Raw genomic sequence first — 15,731 nt, forward strand, 5'->3', positions numbered from 1 at the left:
AGTCCCGGCCCTGATCGGCGGATCCGACGTCGATGTCGCGCTGCTGCGATGTCGAGCAGCGAAAGGACGCGACGATGCGTGCTCTGACCCGTTCCCATGCTCTGACCCGATCCGTCGCCCTCGCCACGGGCGCTCTCCTCCTCGCCGGCCTGGCCGGCTGCTCCGCGAGCGGCGGCGACTCCGGCGGCAAGACCGAGATCACCTGGTTCAAGCTCACCGAGTCGGCCGACTCCGCGAACGCGACGATCAACGAGATCGTCAGCGACTTCGAGGAGGCGAACCCCGACATCACCGTCAAGGTCGAGCAGCGGGCGGTGGACGCGCACAAGGACGCGCTGCGCACCACGCTCGGCACGAGCGGCGCCCCCGACCTCTTCTTCTCCTGGGCCGGCCCCGGTCTCGGCGGCGAGTTCATCGACGCCGGCGCGAGCCTGGACCTGAAGGAGTACTACGACGAGTACGGCTGGGCCGACCGCTTCTCCGACACCACGATGTCCACCGTCACCCAGTACGGCGGCTACGACGGCGTGCCCTACACCCAGCGCACCGAGGCGGTCTTCTACAACAAGGACCTCTTCGAGCAGGCCGGCATCGACGCCGCGCCCACCTCCTACGACGAGCTCGTCGAGGACGCCGGGAAGCTGAAGGACGCGGGCATCACCCCGTTCGAGTTCGGCGGCACCGTCAACTGGCACGTGATGCGCCTGCTCGACAGCCTGCTCGAGACCGAGTGCGGCGCCGACGGCTACCAGGCCCTCGTCACCGGCGAGGCGAGCTGGGCCGACGAGTCCTGCGTCACCGACACCTTCACCGAGTTCGCCACCTGGACGTCGGACTACGTCAACGACGGCTTCATCTCGATCAACAACGACGAGTCGAGCTCGCTCTTCTTCGCCGGCAAGGCGGCCATGGCGATCGAGGGCGACTGGTTCAACCAGCAGATCCGCGACGCCGGGATGTCCGAGGACTCGGTCGGCATCTTCGCCTTCCCCACGGGCACCGACCGCATCTACGGCTTCAACGAGAACAACTACATCTCCGCGAACTCGGAGCACGCCGACGAGGCCGCGAAGTTCCTCGACTACCTGACCTCGCCCGAGGCGCAGGCGAAGTTCATCGCCACCTTCGGCAGCCGCTCGGTCAACGTCGACGTCACCCCCGAGGACCAGAGCGCCTTCGACGCCCTCTGGAACCCGATCACCGAGGCGGCGACCGGCGTCTACATGAACAACGACCAGAACCTCTCGCAGTCGCAGACCACCGAGTACTGGCGCATCCAGAACCTGGTCGCGACCGGCGACCTCGACCCGGCCGACGCCGGCGCCGAGTTCCAGAAGTTCATCGACCAGCAGTGACGCCCGGGGCGGAGGGGGCCGCGCGTCCCCTCCGCCCGAGCGCCGCCGTGCCCGAGCACCCCGCGTCCGAGACGTCCGAGAGGTCCGCCATGACGACATCCACCCCCGCCCGCCCGCGGCAGTCCGCGCCGGAGCAGCCGCGGAGGAAGCATCCGCGCCGCCGGGCCCTCGCCCGCTTCGGCGGCACCGGCTTCCTCGCCGCCCTGCCGTTCCTCGCGCCGGCGCTCGCCGCCTACCTCGTCTTCGTGGTCGGCCCCTCGCTCGAGTCGGTGCGGCTCAGCTTCTTCGAGTGGTCCGGCTTCCAGGGCGCCCCGCAGGTCTTCGTCGGACTGCAGAACTACGTCCGCATCTTCACCCAGGACCCGGTGTTCTGGACCGCGTTCTCGAACACGCTGATCTGGGTGGTGCTCTCGCTGTTCATCCCGGTCGGCCTCGGGCTGGTGATGGCGCTGGCGCTGAACCGGCCGCTGTTCGGGCGCAACGCCTTCCGCTCGCTCTTCTACATCCCGGGCGTGCTCGCCCCGATCGCCATCGCGAACATGTGGCGCTGGATGTACAACCCCAATTACGGCGTGGGCGTGAACCTCGCGCAGCTGTTCGACCTGCCGTGGCTGGCCGAGGTGCAGTGGCTCGGGGACAAGAACCTCGCGCTCTACTCGATCTTCGCGGCCTTCGTCTGGCAGATCGCGGGCACGAACATGGTGCTCTTCCTCGCCGGCCTGCAGAGCGTCTCGCCCGATCATGTCGAGGCGGCCCGGCTCGACGGCGCGAACGCCTGGCAGGTCTTCCGCAACGTGACGATCCCGGCGCTGCGGCCGACCACGGTCATCGTCGTCGTCCTCACGATCATCAACTCGATCAAGGTGTTCGACCTGATCGTCGGCATGACCGGCGGCGGCCCGGCGCAGCAGACGCAGGTGCTCGCACTCTGGTCGTTCCAGCAGTCCTTCAACAACCACGAGTACGGCCAGGGCAACGCGATCGCCACGGTCCTGCTCGTGATCACCCTCGTCATCGTCGTCCCGTACATGGTGTGGACGGCTCGTCAGGAGAAGAACTCATGAGCGTCACGAGCATCCCGACCAGCGCACCCGGCCTGGTCGCGCCGCCCAAGCGCACCCGCCGCCCGGTCGGCGGCCGCGACTACATCCGGATCGGCCTCTGGATCGCGCTGGTCTTCGCCGTCCTGATCTGGGCCGTCCCGCTGATCTTCATGGTCTTCACCTCGCTGAAGAGCGAGGCCGACATCTTCAGCACGCCGGCCTTCGTGCCGCCGTGGTCGCCCGACTTCGGCAACTACGTCGAGGCGCTCGACCGCGGCAACCTGCTCACCGCGGGCGGCAACAGCCTGATCATCGCGCTCTTCAAGGTGCCGATCGGCCTGTTCATCTCGGCGGCCGCAGCCTTCGCTCTGGCGCGGATGCGGTTCCGCCGGCAGCGCCTGCTGATGGGCGTGATCGCGCTCGGCGCGATGGTGCCGATCCAGGTCGCGATCGCGCCGCTCTTCCAGGTCATCAACGGGCTGGGGCTGCTGAGCAGCAATTTCGGCATCATCCTGCCGTACATCGCCTTCGGCCTGCCGTACCAGACCTTCATCCTCTACGGCTTCTTCCGGCAGATCCCCGAGGAGATCGACGAGAGCGCGCGGATCGACGGCGCCGGCAACTGGCGGCTGTTCCTGACGATCATCCTGCCGCTGGCCCGCCCGGCCCTCGCCGCGCTGTTCATCCTCGACTTCGTCTCCACCTGGAACGAGTACTCCATCGCGCTCGCGCTGCTGCAGAGCCAGGACTCCTGGACGATCCCGCTCGCGCTGCAGGGCTTCCAGTCGCAGTTCACCAGCTCGTACGGGCCGCTGAACGCCTTCACCATCATGTCCGTGTTCCCCGTGCTGATCGTCTACCTGATGTTCCAGCGCTACTTCGTCGAGGGCGCCTTCGCCGGCGCCGTGAAGGGCTGACCGTGCCGCACACCACCGACACCGCCGAGCGGTTCTCGCGCGAGACGCGCCTGTTCGAGGTCCTCCGGGACCCGCGCGGGCACGCGATCGTCGAGCGCCGCCTCCCCGGGCTGGTGCACTCCTCGATCCTGCACACCCTGCACAGCTATCCGCTCGGGCTCGTCGTCGACACCGAGGAGTCTCTCGACGCGGCCGAGCGCGAGGCGCTGCTGGCCGAGGTCGCAGCGATCCCGACGGAGGAGCCGGCGCCGGTCCGCGAGCAGGAGCGGTTCGTCGAGCCCTCCGGGGACTACGAGACCGCGGACGTGCCGCTGGCCTCGGCCGGCGTGTCCGCGCCGGCCACCGCCACCGTCTTCGGGCGCTTCGAGATCGAGCTGCGCGGCCCCGCGCACGGCAACCCGTTCGTCGACGTCGCGCTCTCGGCGATCGTCGACGGGCCCACCGGGTCGGTGCGCGTGCCCGGCTTCTACGACGGTGACGGCGTCTACCGGCTGCGCTGGATGCCGGAGGCCGCCGGCGAGTACGCCTGGACCACCTCGAGCAGCGCCCGCTCGCTCGACGGCGTCACCGGCTCCGTCTCGGTGACCGCGGCGGTGGCGGGGCAGCACGGCCCGGTGCGGGTGGCCGACACCTTCCACTTCGCGCACGCCGACGGCACGCGGCACCGCCCGCTGGGCACCACCTCCTACGCCTGGACGCACCAGGGCGACGAGCTGGAGGAGCGGACGCTCGCCGCGCTCGCCACCGCGCCCTTCACCAAGATGCGGATGTGCGTCTTCCCGAAGTCGTACCTCTTCAACGAGAACGAGCCGGAGCTCTACCCGTTCGAGGGCTCGCCCGAGGCGGGGTTCGACTGGCAGCGCTTCGATCCGGCGTTCTGGGCGCACCTCGAGCGGCGGATCGAACAGCTCGGCGAGCTCGGCATCGAGGCGGACCTCATCCTCTTCCACGCCTACGACCGCTGGGGCTTCTCGACGATGGACGCCGTCGCCGACGACCGCTACGTACGCTACGCCGTGGCGCGGCTCGCCTCGTTCGCGAACGTCTGGTGGTCGCTCGCGAACGAGTACGACCTGCTGTTCGAGAAGACCGAGGAGGACTGGGAGCGCTTCGCCGGGATCGTGGGAAAGGACGACCCGTCACGGCACCTGCTCTCGATCCACAACTGCCGCGAGTTCTACGACCACTCCCGGCCGTGGATCACGCACGCCAGCATCCAGCGGCAGGACGTCTACAAGACGGCCGAGATGACGACCGAGTGGCGCCGCTGGGGCAAGCCGGTCGTCATCGACGAGTGCGCCTACGAGGGCGACATCGACCAGGGCTGGGGCAACATCACCGGCGAGGAGCTGGTGCGGCGGTGCTGGGAGGGCGCGCTGCGCGGCGGCTACGTCGGGCACGGCGAGACCTACGTGCATCCGGACGACGTGCTCTGGTGGTCGAAGGGCGGCGAGCTGCGCGGGACGAGCCCGGCGCGGATCGCGTTCCTGGAGTCGGTCCTGGCCGAGGGGCCCGCTCGCGGCCTCGAGCCGATCCCGCTCGACTGGGACGTGCCGCGCGCCGGCGTCGAGGGCGAGTACTACCTCTACTACTTCGGCTTCGACCGCCCCACCTACCGCCGCTTCCTGCTCGAGCCCGACGTCTCGTACACGGTCGACGTCCTCGACACCTGGGCGATGACGGTCGAGCGCCTGCCCGGCGCCTACTCGGGCCGCTTCCGCATCGACCTGCCGGGCCGCGAGTACATCGCGGTGCGCCTGCAACGCGCGGACTGACGCCTCCCTGCTGACGACGGCGGGTCTCGATACGCCCCTGCGGGGCTACTCGACCAGCATGAAGCTGTCCTTCGCCGGTCACTGCATGCTGGTCGAGTAGCCGCCGCAGGCGGCGTATCGAGACCCACCCCCCTGTTTATCGAGGACTCGAATCAATTCGACTAGGCTCGACGGCATGACCGAGAACACAGGCACGACCGAGATCCCGGGGGAGCTGCGCGTCGGCGTCGTCGGCCTCGGCTTCGCCGGCACCACCCACCTCGACGCCTTCCAGGCCCTCCCCGGTGCGCGCGTCGTCGCGCTCGCCGGCCAGGAGGAGGAGCGCCTGCGCGAGCTCGGCGCCACCCGCGGCGTCCCCGACCTCTACGCCGACTGGGAGGAGCTCGTCGCCCGCGACGACCTCGACGTCGTCTCGATCGGCGTGCCCAATCACCTCCACCACCCGATCGCGGTCGCCGCGCTCGCCTCCGGCAAGCACGTCTTCTGCGAGAAGCCGCTGGCCACCACCGCCGAGCTCGCCGCCGAGATGGTCGAGGCGGCCCGCGCGAACGACCGCGTCCTCGAGATCGCCTACAACCACCGCCGCCGCGCCGACGTCGCCTACCTGCGCACCTACCTCGACGACGCCCCGCTCGGCGAGATCTACCACGCCCGCGCGAGCTGGCAGCGGCGCACCGGCATCCCCGGCATCGGCTCCTGGTTCACCAGCAAGGAGCTCGCCGGCGGCGGACCGCTGATCGACCTCGGCTCGCACGTCCTCGACATCGCGCTGCACCTGCTCGGCGAACCGCGGGTGACCAGCGTCTCCGCCGTCGCCTACGGCGAGATCGGCCGCTCCGGTCGCGGCGGGCGCCCGCACGGCGTCGCCGCCACCGGCACGCACGCCTTCGAGGTCGAGGACTTCTCCAGCGCGCTGCTCCGCCTCGACAACGGCCGCAGCCTGCAGCTCGACGCCTCCTGGGCCAGCTACTCCAAGGTGCACGAGGACATCGAGGTCGAGCTGCTCGGCTCGGCCGGCGGCGCCCGCCTGCACGTCGCCGACTACGCGACGGAGGGGACGCTCACGTTCTACTCCGAGGTCGCCGGCGCCCCCACCGTCTCCCGCCCCGACGTCCCGGTGCCCGCCGGGCACCACCGCTCGGTGATCGCGGAGTTCCTCGCCGCGATCTCCTCCGGCGCCGACGCTCCCGCCGGCGGTCCCCGCTACGCCGGCCACTACGGCGACTACGCGCTGCACCGCAGCCGGGTGGTCGACGCGATCTACCGCTCCGCCGCCGAGAAGAAGGAGGTGGCGGTCGCATGAGCGCACCCCTCGAGGTCCTGGTCTGGAACGAGTTCCGCCACGAGACGCGCGGCGACGAGACCGTGATGCGGCACTACCCCGACGGCATCCACCGGGTGATCGCCGACGGCCTGACGGAGTCGCTCGGCGACGCCGTCTCGGTGCGCACCGCGACCCTCCCCGAGCCCGAGCACGGGCTGACCGAGGAGGCGCTCGCGAAGACGGACGTCCTGCTCTGGTGGGCGCACATCGCGCACCCGGAGGTGTCGGACGAGGTCGTGCAGCGGGTGCTGCGGCACGTGCAGGAGGGCATGGGCATCCTGATCCTGCACTCCGGCCACTACTCGAAGATCTTCCAGGCGCTGATGGGCACGACCTGCTCGCTGAAGTGGCGGAACGACCACGACCGCGAGCTGGTCTGGACGATCGCGCCGACCCATCCGATCGCCGAGGGCGTGCCGAGCCCGATCGTCATCCCCGAGCAGGAGATGTACGGCGAGTACTTCGACATCCCGGTGCCCGAGGAGACGGTCTTCCTCTCGACGTTCTCGGGCGGCGAGGTCTTCCGCTCCGGAGTGACGTACACCCGGGGCCTGGGCAAGGTGTTCTACTTCTCGCCCGGCGACCAGGACTACCCCGTCTACCACCACCCCGACATCAAGCGGGTGCTGGCCAACGCCGTGCAGTGGGCGCGCCCGAAGCGCGAGCGCACCCCCCTGACGGCCGACCACCACCCCCGAGGCTGGTTCGAGTCCTGACCCCTCCCGCGCCGAGCATGCTGATCGAGTAGCCCGCGGAGCGGGCCAGTCATGCTGATCGAGTAGCCCGCGCAGCGGGCGTATCGAGATCCGCCCCCGCAGACGAGTCGGTCTCGATACGCCGCTGCGCGGCTACTCGACCAGCATGCTCACCGCGCTCGGCGGGCGTGCCAGGCGCGCAGGGCCGCGACGCCGAGGGCGGCGACGACGAGGGCCGTCGCGGGCGTGCGGAGCGAGACGGCCGGGAGCATCAGCGCGCTGGTGAAGACGGCCTGCGCGTAGTCGAGCATCTCGAGCGGATGGCGGGCCAGCACCCGCGAGCCGGCGGCGGCCGAGACGGCGGTGACCAGCACCGGCCCGACCCAGAGCACGGCGAGGCTCACGATCCAGGCGATCACCCGGCCGGCGGAGAGCACCCCGCACCAGGCGAGGGCGAGACCGGCCAGGATCCCCGGCAGCCACTGCACCGCGTTCAGCAGCGCGACTCCGGCGGCCGAGCCGTCGCGGCTGAGCGGCGCCACCACTCCGGTCAGCCACCCGCCGGCGGCCACCGCAGCGAACGAGATCGCGACGGCCGCCCCCACCCGCGGTGCCCGGGCGATCACGAGCAGGAGCAGCGCTCCGACCGCGATCGCGGCGACGGTGCCGCCGACGATCGCCGCGAGGTAGAGGTCGGAGTCGCGGTCCTCCCGCAGCCCGGCGGACACGGTCAGCGCCGACTGCACCAGCGCGACGACCTGCACGCCGACCGCTCCGAGCGCGGCGCCGAGCGGGCCGATGCCGCGCCGCCGGCCGACGCGGGCCGCGAGTCCCGCGAGGGCCGACCCGACCACGATCACCGAGACGATCAGCGTCAGGAAGTACTGGCTGAACGGCAGGAGCGCGAGCGGCATCTCCTCGGGCAGGACGTCGGTCGCCCAGAGGTTCTGCAGCGGCAGTCGCAGCCCGGTGAGCAGCCACGGCAGCAGTCCGAGCGCGCCCGCCGCGACGCCGACCCCGAGACTCGGGAGCAGGCGCGGGCGAGGGTGGACGGGCGCTGCGGAGGAGGTCACCCGACCATCCTCGCGCGAGTGCTGTCCCGCGGGGGCCCGCTCGTGCGACTGTGAGGAGTCCCCGCTCCTCCCCGCACCCGCGCCCCACACGAGAGGAGGGCCGCCGTGGCCCTCGACCAGACCGTCCGCTCCTCCGCGGCCGAGCTCGACCGCCTCGATCCGCTCGCCGGCTATCGCTCCCGCTTCGTCGGCGCGGACGACCCGGCGCTGCCCGCCTACGTCGACGGCAACTCGCTCGGCCGCCCGCTGAAGGTCCTGACCGAGCGCTACGCCGCGTTCGTCGAGCAGGAGTGGGGGACCCGCCTCATCCGCGGCTGGGACGACAGCTGGTTCCAGCTCCCGCTGACGCTGGGCGACCGCCTCGGCGCATCGGTTCTCGGCGCCGCTCCCGGTCAGGTCGTCGTCGGCGACTCGACCACCGTCTCGCTCTACAAGCTGATCCGCACCGCGCTGACCGCCCGGCCCGGTCGGTCCGAGATCGTCATCGACCGCGGCAACTTCCCGACCGACCGCTTCGTGGTCGAGGGGATCGCCGCCGAGACCGGGGCGAGCATCCGCTGGATCGAGACCGAGTCGGGCTCCGGAGTGACGCCGGACGACGTCCGCGCGGTCGTCGGCGCCGAGACGGCCGTCGTCGTGCTGAGCCAGGTCGCCTACCGCTCCGGCTACGCCGCCGACGTCCCGGCGATCACCGAGATCGTGCACGAGCACGGCGCGCTGGTGCTCTGGGACGTCTGCCACTCCGTCGGCGTGCTGCCGATCGAGCTCGACGCCTGGGATGTGGACCTCGCGACGGGGTGCACCTACAAGTACCTCAACGGCGGCCCGGGCGCCCCCGCCTTCCTCTACGTGCGCCGCGAGCTGATCGCCGGGGCCCAGCAGCCGATCCAGGGCTGGATGGGCGTCAAGGACTCGTTCCGGATGGGCGAGGACTACGACCCCGCCGACGGCATCCGCCGCTTCCTCAGCGGGACGCCGCCGATCGTCGGGATGCTCGCCATGCAGGCGATGCTCGACCTGATCGAGGAGGCCGGCCTGCCCGCGATCCACGCCAAGTCGATCGCGCTGACCGCCTTCGCCGTCGAGCTGTTCGACGAGCACCTCGCCCCGCTCGGCGTCGAGCTGTCGACCACCCGCGAGCCCGCGCGCCGCGGCGGCCACATCACCGTCGACCACCCGGACTTCGCCCCGATGGTCCCCGTGCTCTGGGAGCGCGGGATCATCCCGGACTTCCGCACGCCCAGCGGTATCCGGCTCGGGCTCTCGCCGCTCTCCACGTCCTTCGCGGAGGTCGAGACCGTGGTGCTGGCGGTGCGCGACCTGCTCCTCGAGGGGGCGCGCGAGTCCCGAGAGGTCCACGGCGGCGCGTGAGCGGGGTCCTCGACCTCGCGGCGCGCGAACCGGACGAGCTGCTGCGCTACGGGACGGCGCCGGAGCAGATCGCGGAGCTCTACCGCGGCTCAGGGCGGGATCTCGTGCTGTTCGTGCACGGCGGCTTCTGGCGGGCACGCTGGGACCGGAGCCACGCGCGTCCGCTGGCCGCCGCGCTCGCCGACGCGGGCTGGTCGGTGCTGCTGCTCGAGTACCGGCGCGTCGGCGACGCGGGCGGCGGATGGCCGGGCTCCTTCGACGACGTCCTCGCGGCCGTCGCGGCGCTCCCGCCTCTGGTCCCCGCGGAGGAGCGCCCGCGCACGGTGCTGGTCGGCCACTCGGCCGGCGGCCACCTGGCGCTCTGGTCGCAGGCCGCGCATCCGTCACCGCACGTCGACGCCGTCGTCTCGCTCGCCGGAGTCGCCGACCTGCGCGCCGCCGCCGACGAGCGGCTGGGGAACGGCGCCGTGGCGGAGCTGCTCGGCCCGGACGGCCCGCTCGACGACCTCGACCCGGCGCGGCTCCCCGCCCCACCGATGCCGACCGTCCTGCTGCACGGCACCCTCGACGACGAGGTCCCGATCGCGTACAGCCGCCGCTACTGCGCCGAGCACCCCTCCGCGCACCTCGTCGAGATCCCGGACGCCGACCACTACGCCCCGATCGACCCGCGCACGCCCGCGTTCGCCGCGCTCCTGGCCGTCCTCGATCGTCTGCGCGCGTCGCCTCAGAGGTGATCTTCCGCTGCGCGCGGGAAGACGACCGTGCGTCGTGCGCCATCTCGACAGTCCCCCTTTCCTTGTCGTCGTTAGGGGGGCTCCTGCGGCGGGGCAAGGGCAGCCACGAGATCTGGGGTCTGCCCGACGAGTCGGTGAAGGAGACGATCCCACGGCATGCCGAGGTATCGGCGGGCGTGATTCGTCAGCTCGGCAAGAAGTTTCCCGATGTCCCGAGGGAATGGCGTTAGGAGGGTGACCGTGACGAAGTACGACCTTGCAGCGACCGCCGAGCGGGACGGGCGCTGGTGGCTGGTGACGATCCCCGAGCTCGACACCGTGGGTCAGGCCCGAACGGTGGGCGAGGTCGACGCCGTTGCTCGCGAAGTGGCCGCGCTCTTCCTGAACGTCCCTGAGGAGGACGTGAGCGTCACAGTCACTGTGCACGTGACTCCCGCCGCCGAGGCGGCGTGGCGCGAAGCCGAGGAGGCCGAGCGCGAGTCGCGAGAGGCGCAGGAGCGCTCGGCCGCCGCTCGACGCCGAGCGGTCGCGATCGCTCGAGCCGACCGGTACACGCTCGATGCCGCCGCCGCCGCCTTCGGTGTGTCCCGGACCAGGGTGCAGCAGCTCGAGCGCGGGACGACGCCCGTCGCTTCCTGAGTAGCGCTGAGAGGACGTCGCTTCACGTCGTCATGCTGGGGGTGGGAGTGCGGCCGCTGCGCGTCGTCATGCTGGTCGAGTAGCCCCGCAGGGGCGTCTCGAGAGCCGCTCACCCTCGGCGCGGCGGGGTCTGCAGGTCGTCCTGCTGGCGGTGGTGGATCTCGATACGCCCGCTTCGCGGACTACTCGATCAGCATGGATATCCGCACGGAGGCGGTGAGCGATCCGCGAGGCGGCGGGGGCCGCCGCTACAGGGCGGGCGGGTAGAGGAAGAGGGGGACCTGCGCCGTGGGGAAGGTGCGGGTGACGTAGCTGTGGCGGCCGCCGTAGTTGTACTCCTCGAGGAGGACGGTGCCGTCGTCGTTGACCTGCTGCACGTAGGAGACGTGGTTGTAGGTCCACCAGGCGACGCAGCCGACGATGGGGACGGAGCTCGTGGCCCAGCCCTTCGCGGCCCAGTTGTCCGGCCACTCCCAGGCGCTGCCGCCCATCGGCGTGATGTTGCCCCAGGTGTACTTCCACGGCGCGGCGGTCGCGCCGGCGTCGCGGTTGAGGCGCCAGGCCACGAAGTCGACGCACTCGCGGTAGTAGTAGCCGAGCGGGGAGAGCCCCCCGCCGTCGTCGTCGATCGTCTCGTAGGGCCACGGGTAGTCGTCGCCGACGGCGCGGGTCTGCACGGTGCTGAAGCCGCCGCCGTTCGCGTTCTGCAGCACGGCCGCCTGGCGGCTGGCCTCGTCGAGCTGCGCCTGCGTCGGCGCGGCGAACGCGTCGCGGACGGCGGTCTGCCCGGCCGCCTCCGACGAGACGGTGAGGTTCTGCAGGCCTGCGCGGTTCGCGGCGGTGCCGGCCGCGGTGGCCGCGGTGCTTCGGGCGCCGTACGCGGGGAGCGCGGCGGTGGCGAAGAGTCCGCCGACGATCGAGAACGTGGCGAAGCCGAGGGTGCGCCGGCTGAGCCCACCGGAGCGAGCGGGCTGCGAGGCGGCGGGAGGGCGCGGGGCGACCGTGGCGCGAGGAGTCGCGACGGGCACGGAAGCGACGGGCACGGAGGCGACGGGCACGGAAGCGACGGGCGCAGAAGCGACGGGCGCAGAGGCGACGGCCGCGGCAGCGACAGGCACAGCGGCACCGGCCACCCGTGAAGCGGCGGCGGCCTCAGCGGCGCGGGCCTCGCGGCGGGTGAGGTGCGCCGGCGCGGAGGGAGAGGTGTCGTGACACTCCTGCGGATCGGGAATGCCAGTGGTCGACACGCGTGCGCTCTCCTCGGGTGGGCGGACTGGGGTGGTGCAGGGGGGGCCTGCGGGGTGGTGCGGGGCGCCGGCAGGGCCCGGCGACTCGTCACTCTAGCCCGCCACCGTGCGGTAACGGAATGATCACGACGGAACTCGTCGCGCAGCGTCTCCTCCCGCTCCGGCCCCGGTGGGAGGATGGAAGGACCAGGGAAGGAGCCGTCCATGACCGAATCCACTCCCTCCGGACCCGTGCTCGTCGGCGTCGTCGACGGGCAGCGTCCCGAGGTCGTCCGCACCGCCGCGCAGCTCGCCTCCGGGCTCGGCGCGCCGCTGCTGCTGCTCACCGTGGTCGCCGATCCGTACCTCGTCGGCGAGTACGTCGACCCGATGACCGGCGGCATCCCCGTCGGCCTCGTGCCCCGCTCCGGCGGCACCGGCGCCGGCCCGACCGAGCCGCCCGGACTCCGCGAGGAGATCGGCGCGGCCCTCGCCGGGACGGACGTCGACTGGACGCTGCGCACGGTCCAGGGCGAGCCGGCGCTGGTCCTGACCGACGTCGCCGAGGAGATCGACGCCCGGATGATCGTGGTCGGCACCCGCGACGCCGGAGTGCTCGCGAGCATCGCCGAGTTCCTCAGCGGCAGCGTCGCGGTGCACCTCGCGCACCGCCAGCGCCGCCCCGTCCTCGTCGTGCCCCGCGCCGACGAGGGCACACGCCGTCGCGTCCCCTGGGACACGGGGGAGTGACGCCGCCCCGCACCGGGCCGCCCAGCACCGCGCCGCTCAGCACCCGGCCGCCGCACCTGCGGCCGGGCGCGATCCTCCTGGTCGCCGCGGGCGGCGCCGTCGGCACGGCCGCCCGCTACGGGACCGCGCTCGTACTGCCGCCGCTCGGCGCCGTCCCGGTGGCGACGATCGCGGTCAACCTCGTCGGCGCCTTCCTGCTCGGCCTGCTGCTCGCCGGCCTCGCCCGCCGCGGACCGGACACCGGCGGCCGGCTCACCCTCCGCCTCCTGCTCGGCACCGGAGTGCTCGGCGGCTTCACGACCTACAGCACCTTCTCCCTCGACACCGTGGCGCTCCTCGAGGGCGGCCGGATCGCCGAGGTGCTCCTGTACACCGGCGTGACGCTCGTGCTCGGCACCCTCGCGGCCGCGCTCGGCGTCGTCCTCGCGAGCCGGCGCCGGGGCGGGGCGACCGCATGACGGAGCCGCTCCTCTTCCTGGGCATCGCTCTCGCCGGTGGCGTCGGCGCCGCGGCCCGCCTCGTCCTCGACGGCGTCGCGCGCTCGCTGATCCCGGTGCGCTGGCCCGTCGGCACGCTCCTGATCAACGTCTCCGGCTCGCTGCTGCTCGGCGTCGTCACCGGGCTGGCCCTGACCGGCGCTCTGGACGACGCGTGGCGCCTCGTGCTCGGCACCGGCGTCCTGGGCGGCTTCACCACCTTCAGCACGGCGAGCGTCGAGGCCGCGCGGATGCTGCTCGAGCGGCGCTGGGCCGCCGGCCTCGGCTACGGCCTCGGGATGTGGGCGGCGGCGCTCGCCGCGGCGGCCGGTGGGCTGGCGCTGACGGGGGCTCTGCTCGCGCGCTGAGACCGGATGTCTCATCGACCGGCCCGCAGGGCGCTCCGACAGTGGGACCGTGCCCCCCATTGACGGGGGTCAAGCGGCTCTGAGCACGATCTCCGCCGATCCCGTCCCCGGCGCCGGGACAAGATATGCGGTGTGACGTTCGGGGGCGGTCTGCGGGAGCTGCGGCTCGCCGTCGTCGACGACCAGCCGCTCTACCGGCAGATGCTCGCGTCGCTGCTGCGCGCGGTACCCGGAGTCCGCAGCGTCGTCGAGGCGTCCTCGGCCGCCGAGGCGCGCGAGCGGCTGCGACCCGCCGAGCTCGACGTCGCCGTGATCGACATCGAGCTGGGCGACGGCGACGGGATCGAGCTCGGCCGCGAGCTGCGCGCCGGCGACCCCGAGCTCGCCGTCGTGCTGCTCTCGGCGGTCGACTCGATGCACCGATTCCTCCGGCTCGGCCGCGACGAGGTGCGCGGCTGGAGCTACCTCTCGAAGAGCTCGTCGCTCTCGTCCCCCGCGCTGATGACCGCGATCCGGGCGACGCTCGACGGCCGGACCGTGCTCGACCCCGCCCTGGTCGCCGCGCGCACCGCCCGCCGGAGCTCGCCCGTCGACGCGCTCAGCCGCCGGCAGTACGAGGTGCTCGGCGCCCTCGCCTCGGGCCTCACCAACGCCGCGATCGCGGTGCGGCTCGGCATCGCGGTGCGCTCGGTCGACAACCACGTGAACGCCCTCTACGGAGCGCTCGGCCTGCGCTCCGACGGCTCGCGCAACCCCCGCGTGGAGGCGACCCTGCTGTTCCTGGAGCACACCCGGTGACCCTCCCCGACGACTCCCGGCCGCGCCGCGCGGACGACGCCGAGGACAACCGGATCCTGCGCGGGACCGTCGCGATCCTCGGCGGGGTGCTGGCCGTCCTCGCGGCGCTGCAGGCGGTCTTCGCGCTGGGCATGCTGTCGCAGACCGTGCGGGGGGTCGAGAGCGGGCCTGTCGTCGACGTCGTCGTGCGCGTGGTCGTCAACATCGCGTCGATCGGCCTCGCGGTCGCGCTCGTCGCGCTGCTGCGTCCCGAGCGCCGCGCGCGCACCGGGCGGCTGCTGGTCTCGGCGGGGATCGCGGCGGTCGTCGCCGTCGTCCGCGTCGGGCTGCAGCTCATCGTCGGGGTCTACCTGCCGACCGCGCTCGACGCGCTCGTGGTCGAGCTCGTGGTGGGCGCGGTGGTCGTCGGCCTGATCGTCTCGTTCGGGTTCCTGCTCGTCGATGCGACCCGACGGGTGCGCGAGAAGGAGCGGGAGCGCGCCCGCGTGCTGCTCCAGGCCGTCGACGCGGTGCAGGCGCTTCAGCAGGAGGAGCTGCGCGTGCGCCGCGAGGTCGCGCAGGGCCTGCACGGCCGACTGCAGAACACGCTCGTGGTGCTGGCCGCGGAGCTGCGCGGGCTGGCCGCGACTCCTCCCTCCGCCGCGACCGCCGAGCGCCTGAGCGGCATCGCGAGCCGGCTCGACGAGCTGCGGGAGCAGGAGGTCCGCGCGGTCAGCGGGGCGCTCTACCCGGTCGACATCGAGCACGGGCTGGTCGCCGCCGCCCGCGATCTGCTCTCGCGCCTGCCGCCGGAGATCGCCGTCGACCTGGACGTCCACGACGACTACCCGGGTCTCGAGGAGCGCGGTGTCCCGATCGAGCAGCGGGTGCTGCTGGTGCGGCTGATCGAGGAGGCGCTGACCAACGCGCTCAAGCACGGCGGCGCGCGGGCCGTGCGGCTGCAGCTCGACGTGGCGCGCGGGGAGAGGGAGCACGCCGTGGTGATCGGTCTCGACGACGACGGCGGCGGGCTCGCGGCCCCGCCGGTGCTCTCCGGGCTCGAGCGCCTCTCGCGCCAGTTCGCGGTCTACGGTGGCTCGATCGAGCTGGCCCCGTCGGCCGCCCTCGGCGGTGCGCGGCTCGCCGGCCGGCTGCCGCTGCGGCCGTCCTGAGCCGACGAGCCGTCCTGACACGACGGGCCGTCC

The 15,731-nt window shown here is 72.5% G+C and carries 16 protein-coding genes; 14 read left to right on the top strand and 2 right to left on the bottom strand.

Annotated elements, in window-relative coordinates:
* Positions 1-74 precede the first annotated feature (74 nt).
* The 6 genes from MT355_RS12325 (at position 75) to MT355_RS12350 (ending at position 7,130) form a co-directional block, all read left to right on the top strand.
* Positions 75-1,355: an ABC transporter substrate-binding protein gene (locus tag MT355_RS12325; RefSeq protein ID WP_243599751.1), complete on the top strand. Its 1,281-nt coding sequence runs from the start codon at positions 75-77 to the stop codon at positions 1,353-1,355.
* An 89-nt stretch (positions 1,356-1,444) separates the two neighbouring features.
* Complete coding sequence (locus MT355_RS12330; RefSeq protein ID WP_159423673.1) at positions 1,445-2,419, top strand: carbohydrate ABC transporter permease; 975 nt, start codon at positions 1,445-1,447, stop codon at positions 2,417-2,419.
* Positions 2,416-3,315 (top strand): carbohydrate ABC transporter permease, encoded by a 900-nt coding sequence (locus tag MT355_RS12335; RefSeq protein ID WP_243599752.1) that lies wholly within the window; start codon positions 2,416-2,418, stop codon positions 3,313-3,315. Before MT355_RS12330 ends, MT355_RS12335 begins: the two co-directional genes overlap by 4 nt.
* A 2-nt stretch (positions 3,316-3,317) precedes the next feature.
* Positions 3,318-5,090, top strand: coding sequence for a DUF5605 domain-containing protein (locus MT355_RS12340; protein WP_243599753.1), 1,773 nt, complete (start codon positions 3,318-3,320; stop codon positions 5,088-5,090).
* Positions 5,091-5,265: 175 nt separating this feature from the next.
* Complete coding sequence (locus tag MT355_RS12345) at positions 5,266-6,393, top strand: Gfo/Idh/MocA family protein (protein ID WP_243599754.1); 1,128 nt, start codon at positions 5,266-5,268, stop codon at positions 6,391-6,393.
* Positions 6,390-7,130 carry a ThuA domain-containing protein gene (locus MT355_RS12350; protein ID WP_123705721.1) on the top strand — a complete coding sequence of 247 codons (741 nt, stop codon included), beginning with the start codon at positions 6,390-6,392 and terminating at the stop codon, positions 7,128-7,130. The genes MT355_RS12345 and MT355_RS12350 overlap by 4 nt, the downstream gene beginning before the upstream one ends.
* Positions 7,131-7,279: 149 nt before the next feature.
* Here MT355_RS12350 and MT355_RS12355 read toward each other — a convergent pair whose 3' ends face one another.
* Positions 7,280-8,182 (bottom strand): hypothetical protein, encoded by a 903-nt coding sequence (locus MT355_RS12355; protein ID WP_243599755.1) that lies wholly within the window; start codon positions 8,180-8,182, stop codon positions 7,280-7,282.
* 105 nt (positions 8,183-8,287) lie between these two features.
* Here MT355_RS12355 and MT355_RS12360 point away from each other — a divergent pair, with 105 nt between their 5' ends.
* The 3 genes from MT355_RS12360 to MT355_RS12370 all read left to right on the top strand — a co-directional run bounded on the left by MT355_RS12360 (position 8,288) and on the right by MT355_RS12370 (position 10,929).
* Positions 8,288-9,553: an aminotransferase class V-fold PLP-dependent enzyme gene (locus tag MT355_RS12360; protein WP_243599756.1), complete on the top strand. Its 1,266-nt coding sequence runs from the start codon at positions 8,288-8,290 to the stop codon at positions 9,551-9,553.
* The gene (locus MT355_RS12365) at positions 9,550-10,290 is read left to right on the top strand and encodes an alpha/beta fold hydrolase (RefSeq protein ID WP_243599757.1); all 741 of its coding nucleotides are present in this window, start codon (positions 9,550-9,552) and stop codon (positions 10,288-10,290) included. Before MT355_RS12360 ends, MT355_RS12365 begins: the two co-directional genes overlap by 4 nt.
* A gap of 240 nt (positions 10,291-10,530) precedes the next feature.
* Positions 10,531-10,929 (top strand): antitoxin HicB, encoded by a 399-nt coding sequence (locus tag MT355_RS12370; protein WP_243599758.1) that lies wholly within the window; start codon positions 10,531-10,533, stop codon positions 10,927-10,929.
* 248 nt (positions 10,930-11,177) lie between these two features.
* Here MT355_RS12370 and MT355_RS21615 read toward each other — a convergent pair whose 3' ends face one another.
* Positions 11,178-11,972, bottom strand: a complete 795-nt coding sequence (locus MT355_RS21615; protein WP_243599759.1) for a CHAP domain-containing protein — start codon at positions 11,970-11,972, stop codon at positions 11,178-11,180.
* 408 nt (positions 11,973-12,380) lie between these two features.
* Here MT355_RS21615 and MT355_RS12380 point away from each other — a divergent pair, with 408 nt between their 5' ends.
* The 5 genes from MT355_RS12380 (at position 12,381) to MT355_RS12400 (ending at position 15,698) form a co-directional block, all read left to right on the top strand.
* Entirely contained in the window at positions 12,381-12,905 is a 525-nt protein-coding gene (locus MT355_RS12380) for a universal stress protein (RefSeq protein WP_243599760.1), read from the top strand.
* Positions 12,902-13,363: a CrcB family protein gene (locus tag MT355_RS12385; protein ID WP_243599761.1), complete on the top strand. Its 462-nt coding sequence runs from the start codon at positions 12,902-12,904 to the stop codon at positions 13,361-13,363. The genes MT355_RS12380 and MT355_RS12385 overlap by 4 nt, the downstream gene beginning before the upstream one ends.
* Positions 13,360-13,749: a CrcB family protein gene (locus tag MT355_RS12390; RefSeq protein WP_243599762.1), complete on the top strand. Its 390-nt coding sequence runs from the start codon at positions 13,360-13,362 to the stop codon at positions 13,747-13,749. The genes MT355_RS12385 and MT355_RS12390 overlap by 4 nt, the downstream gene beginning before the upstream one ends.
* 132 nt (positions 13,750-13,881) lie before the next feature.
* Positions 13,882-14,547, top strand: coding sequence for a response regulator transcription factor (locus tag MT355_RS12395; RefSeq protein ID WP_243599763.1), 666 nt, complete (start codon positions 13,882-13,884; stop codon positions 14,545-14,547).
* Complete coding sequence (locus tag MT355_RS12400; protein ID WP_243599764.1) at positions 14,544-15,698, top strand: sensor histidine kinase; 1,155 nt, start codon at positions 14,544-14,546, stop codon at positions 15,696-15,698. Before MT355_RS12395 ends, MT355_RS12400 begins: the two co-directional genes overlap by 4 nt.
* Positions 15,699-15,731: the final 33 nt, after the last annotated feature.

The sequence above is a fragment of the Rathayibacter sp. VKM Ac-2929 genome (assembly GCF_022815495.1).
GTDB classification, from domain to species: Bacteria; Actinomycetota; Actinomycetes; order Actinomycetales; family Microbacteriaceae; genus Rathayibacter; species Rathayibacter festucae.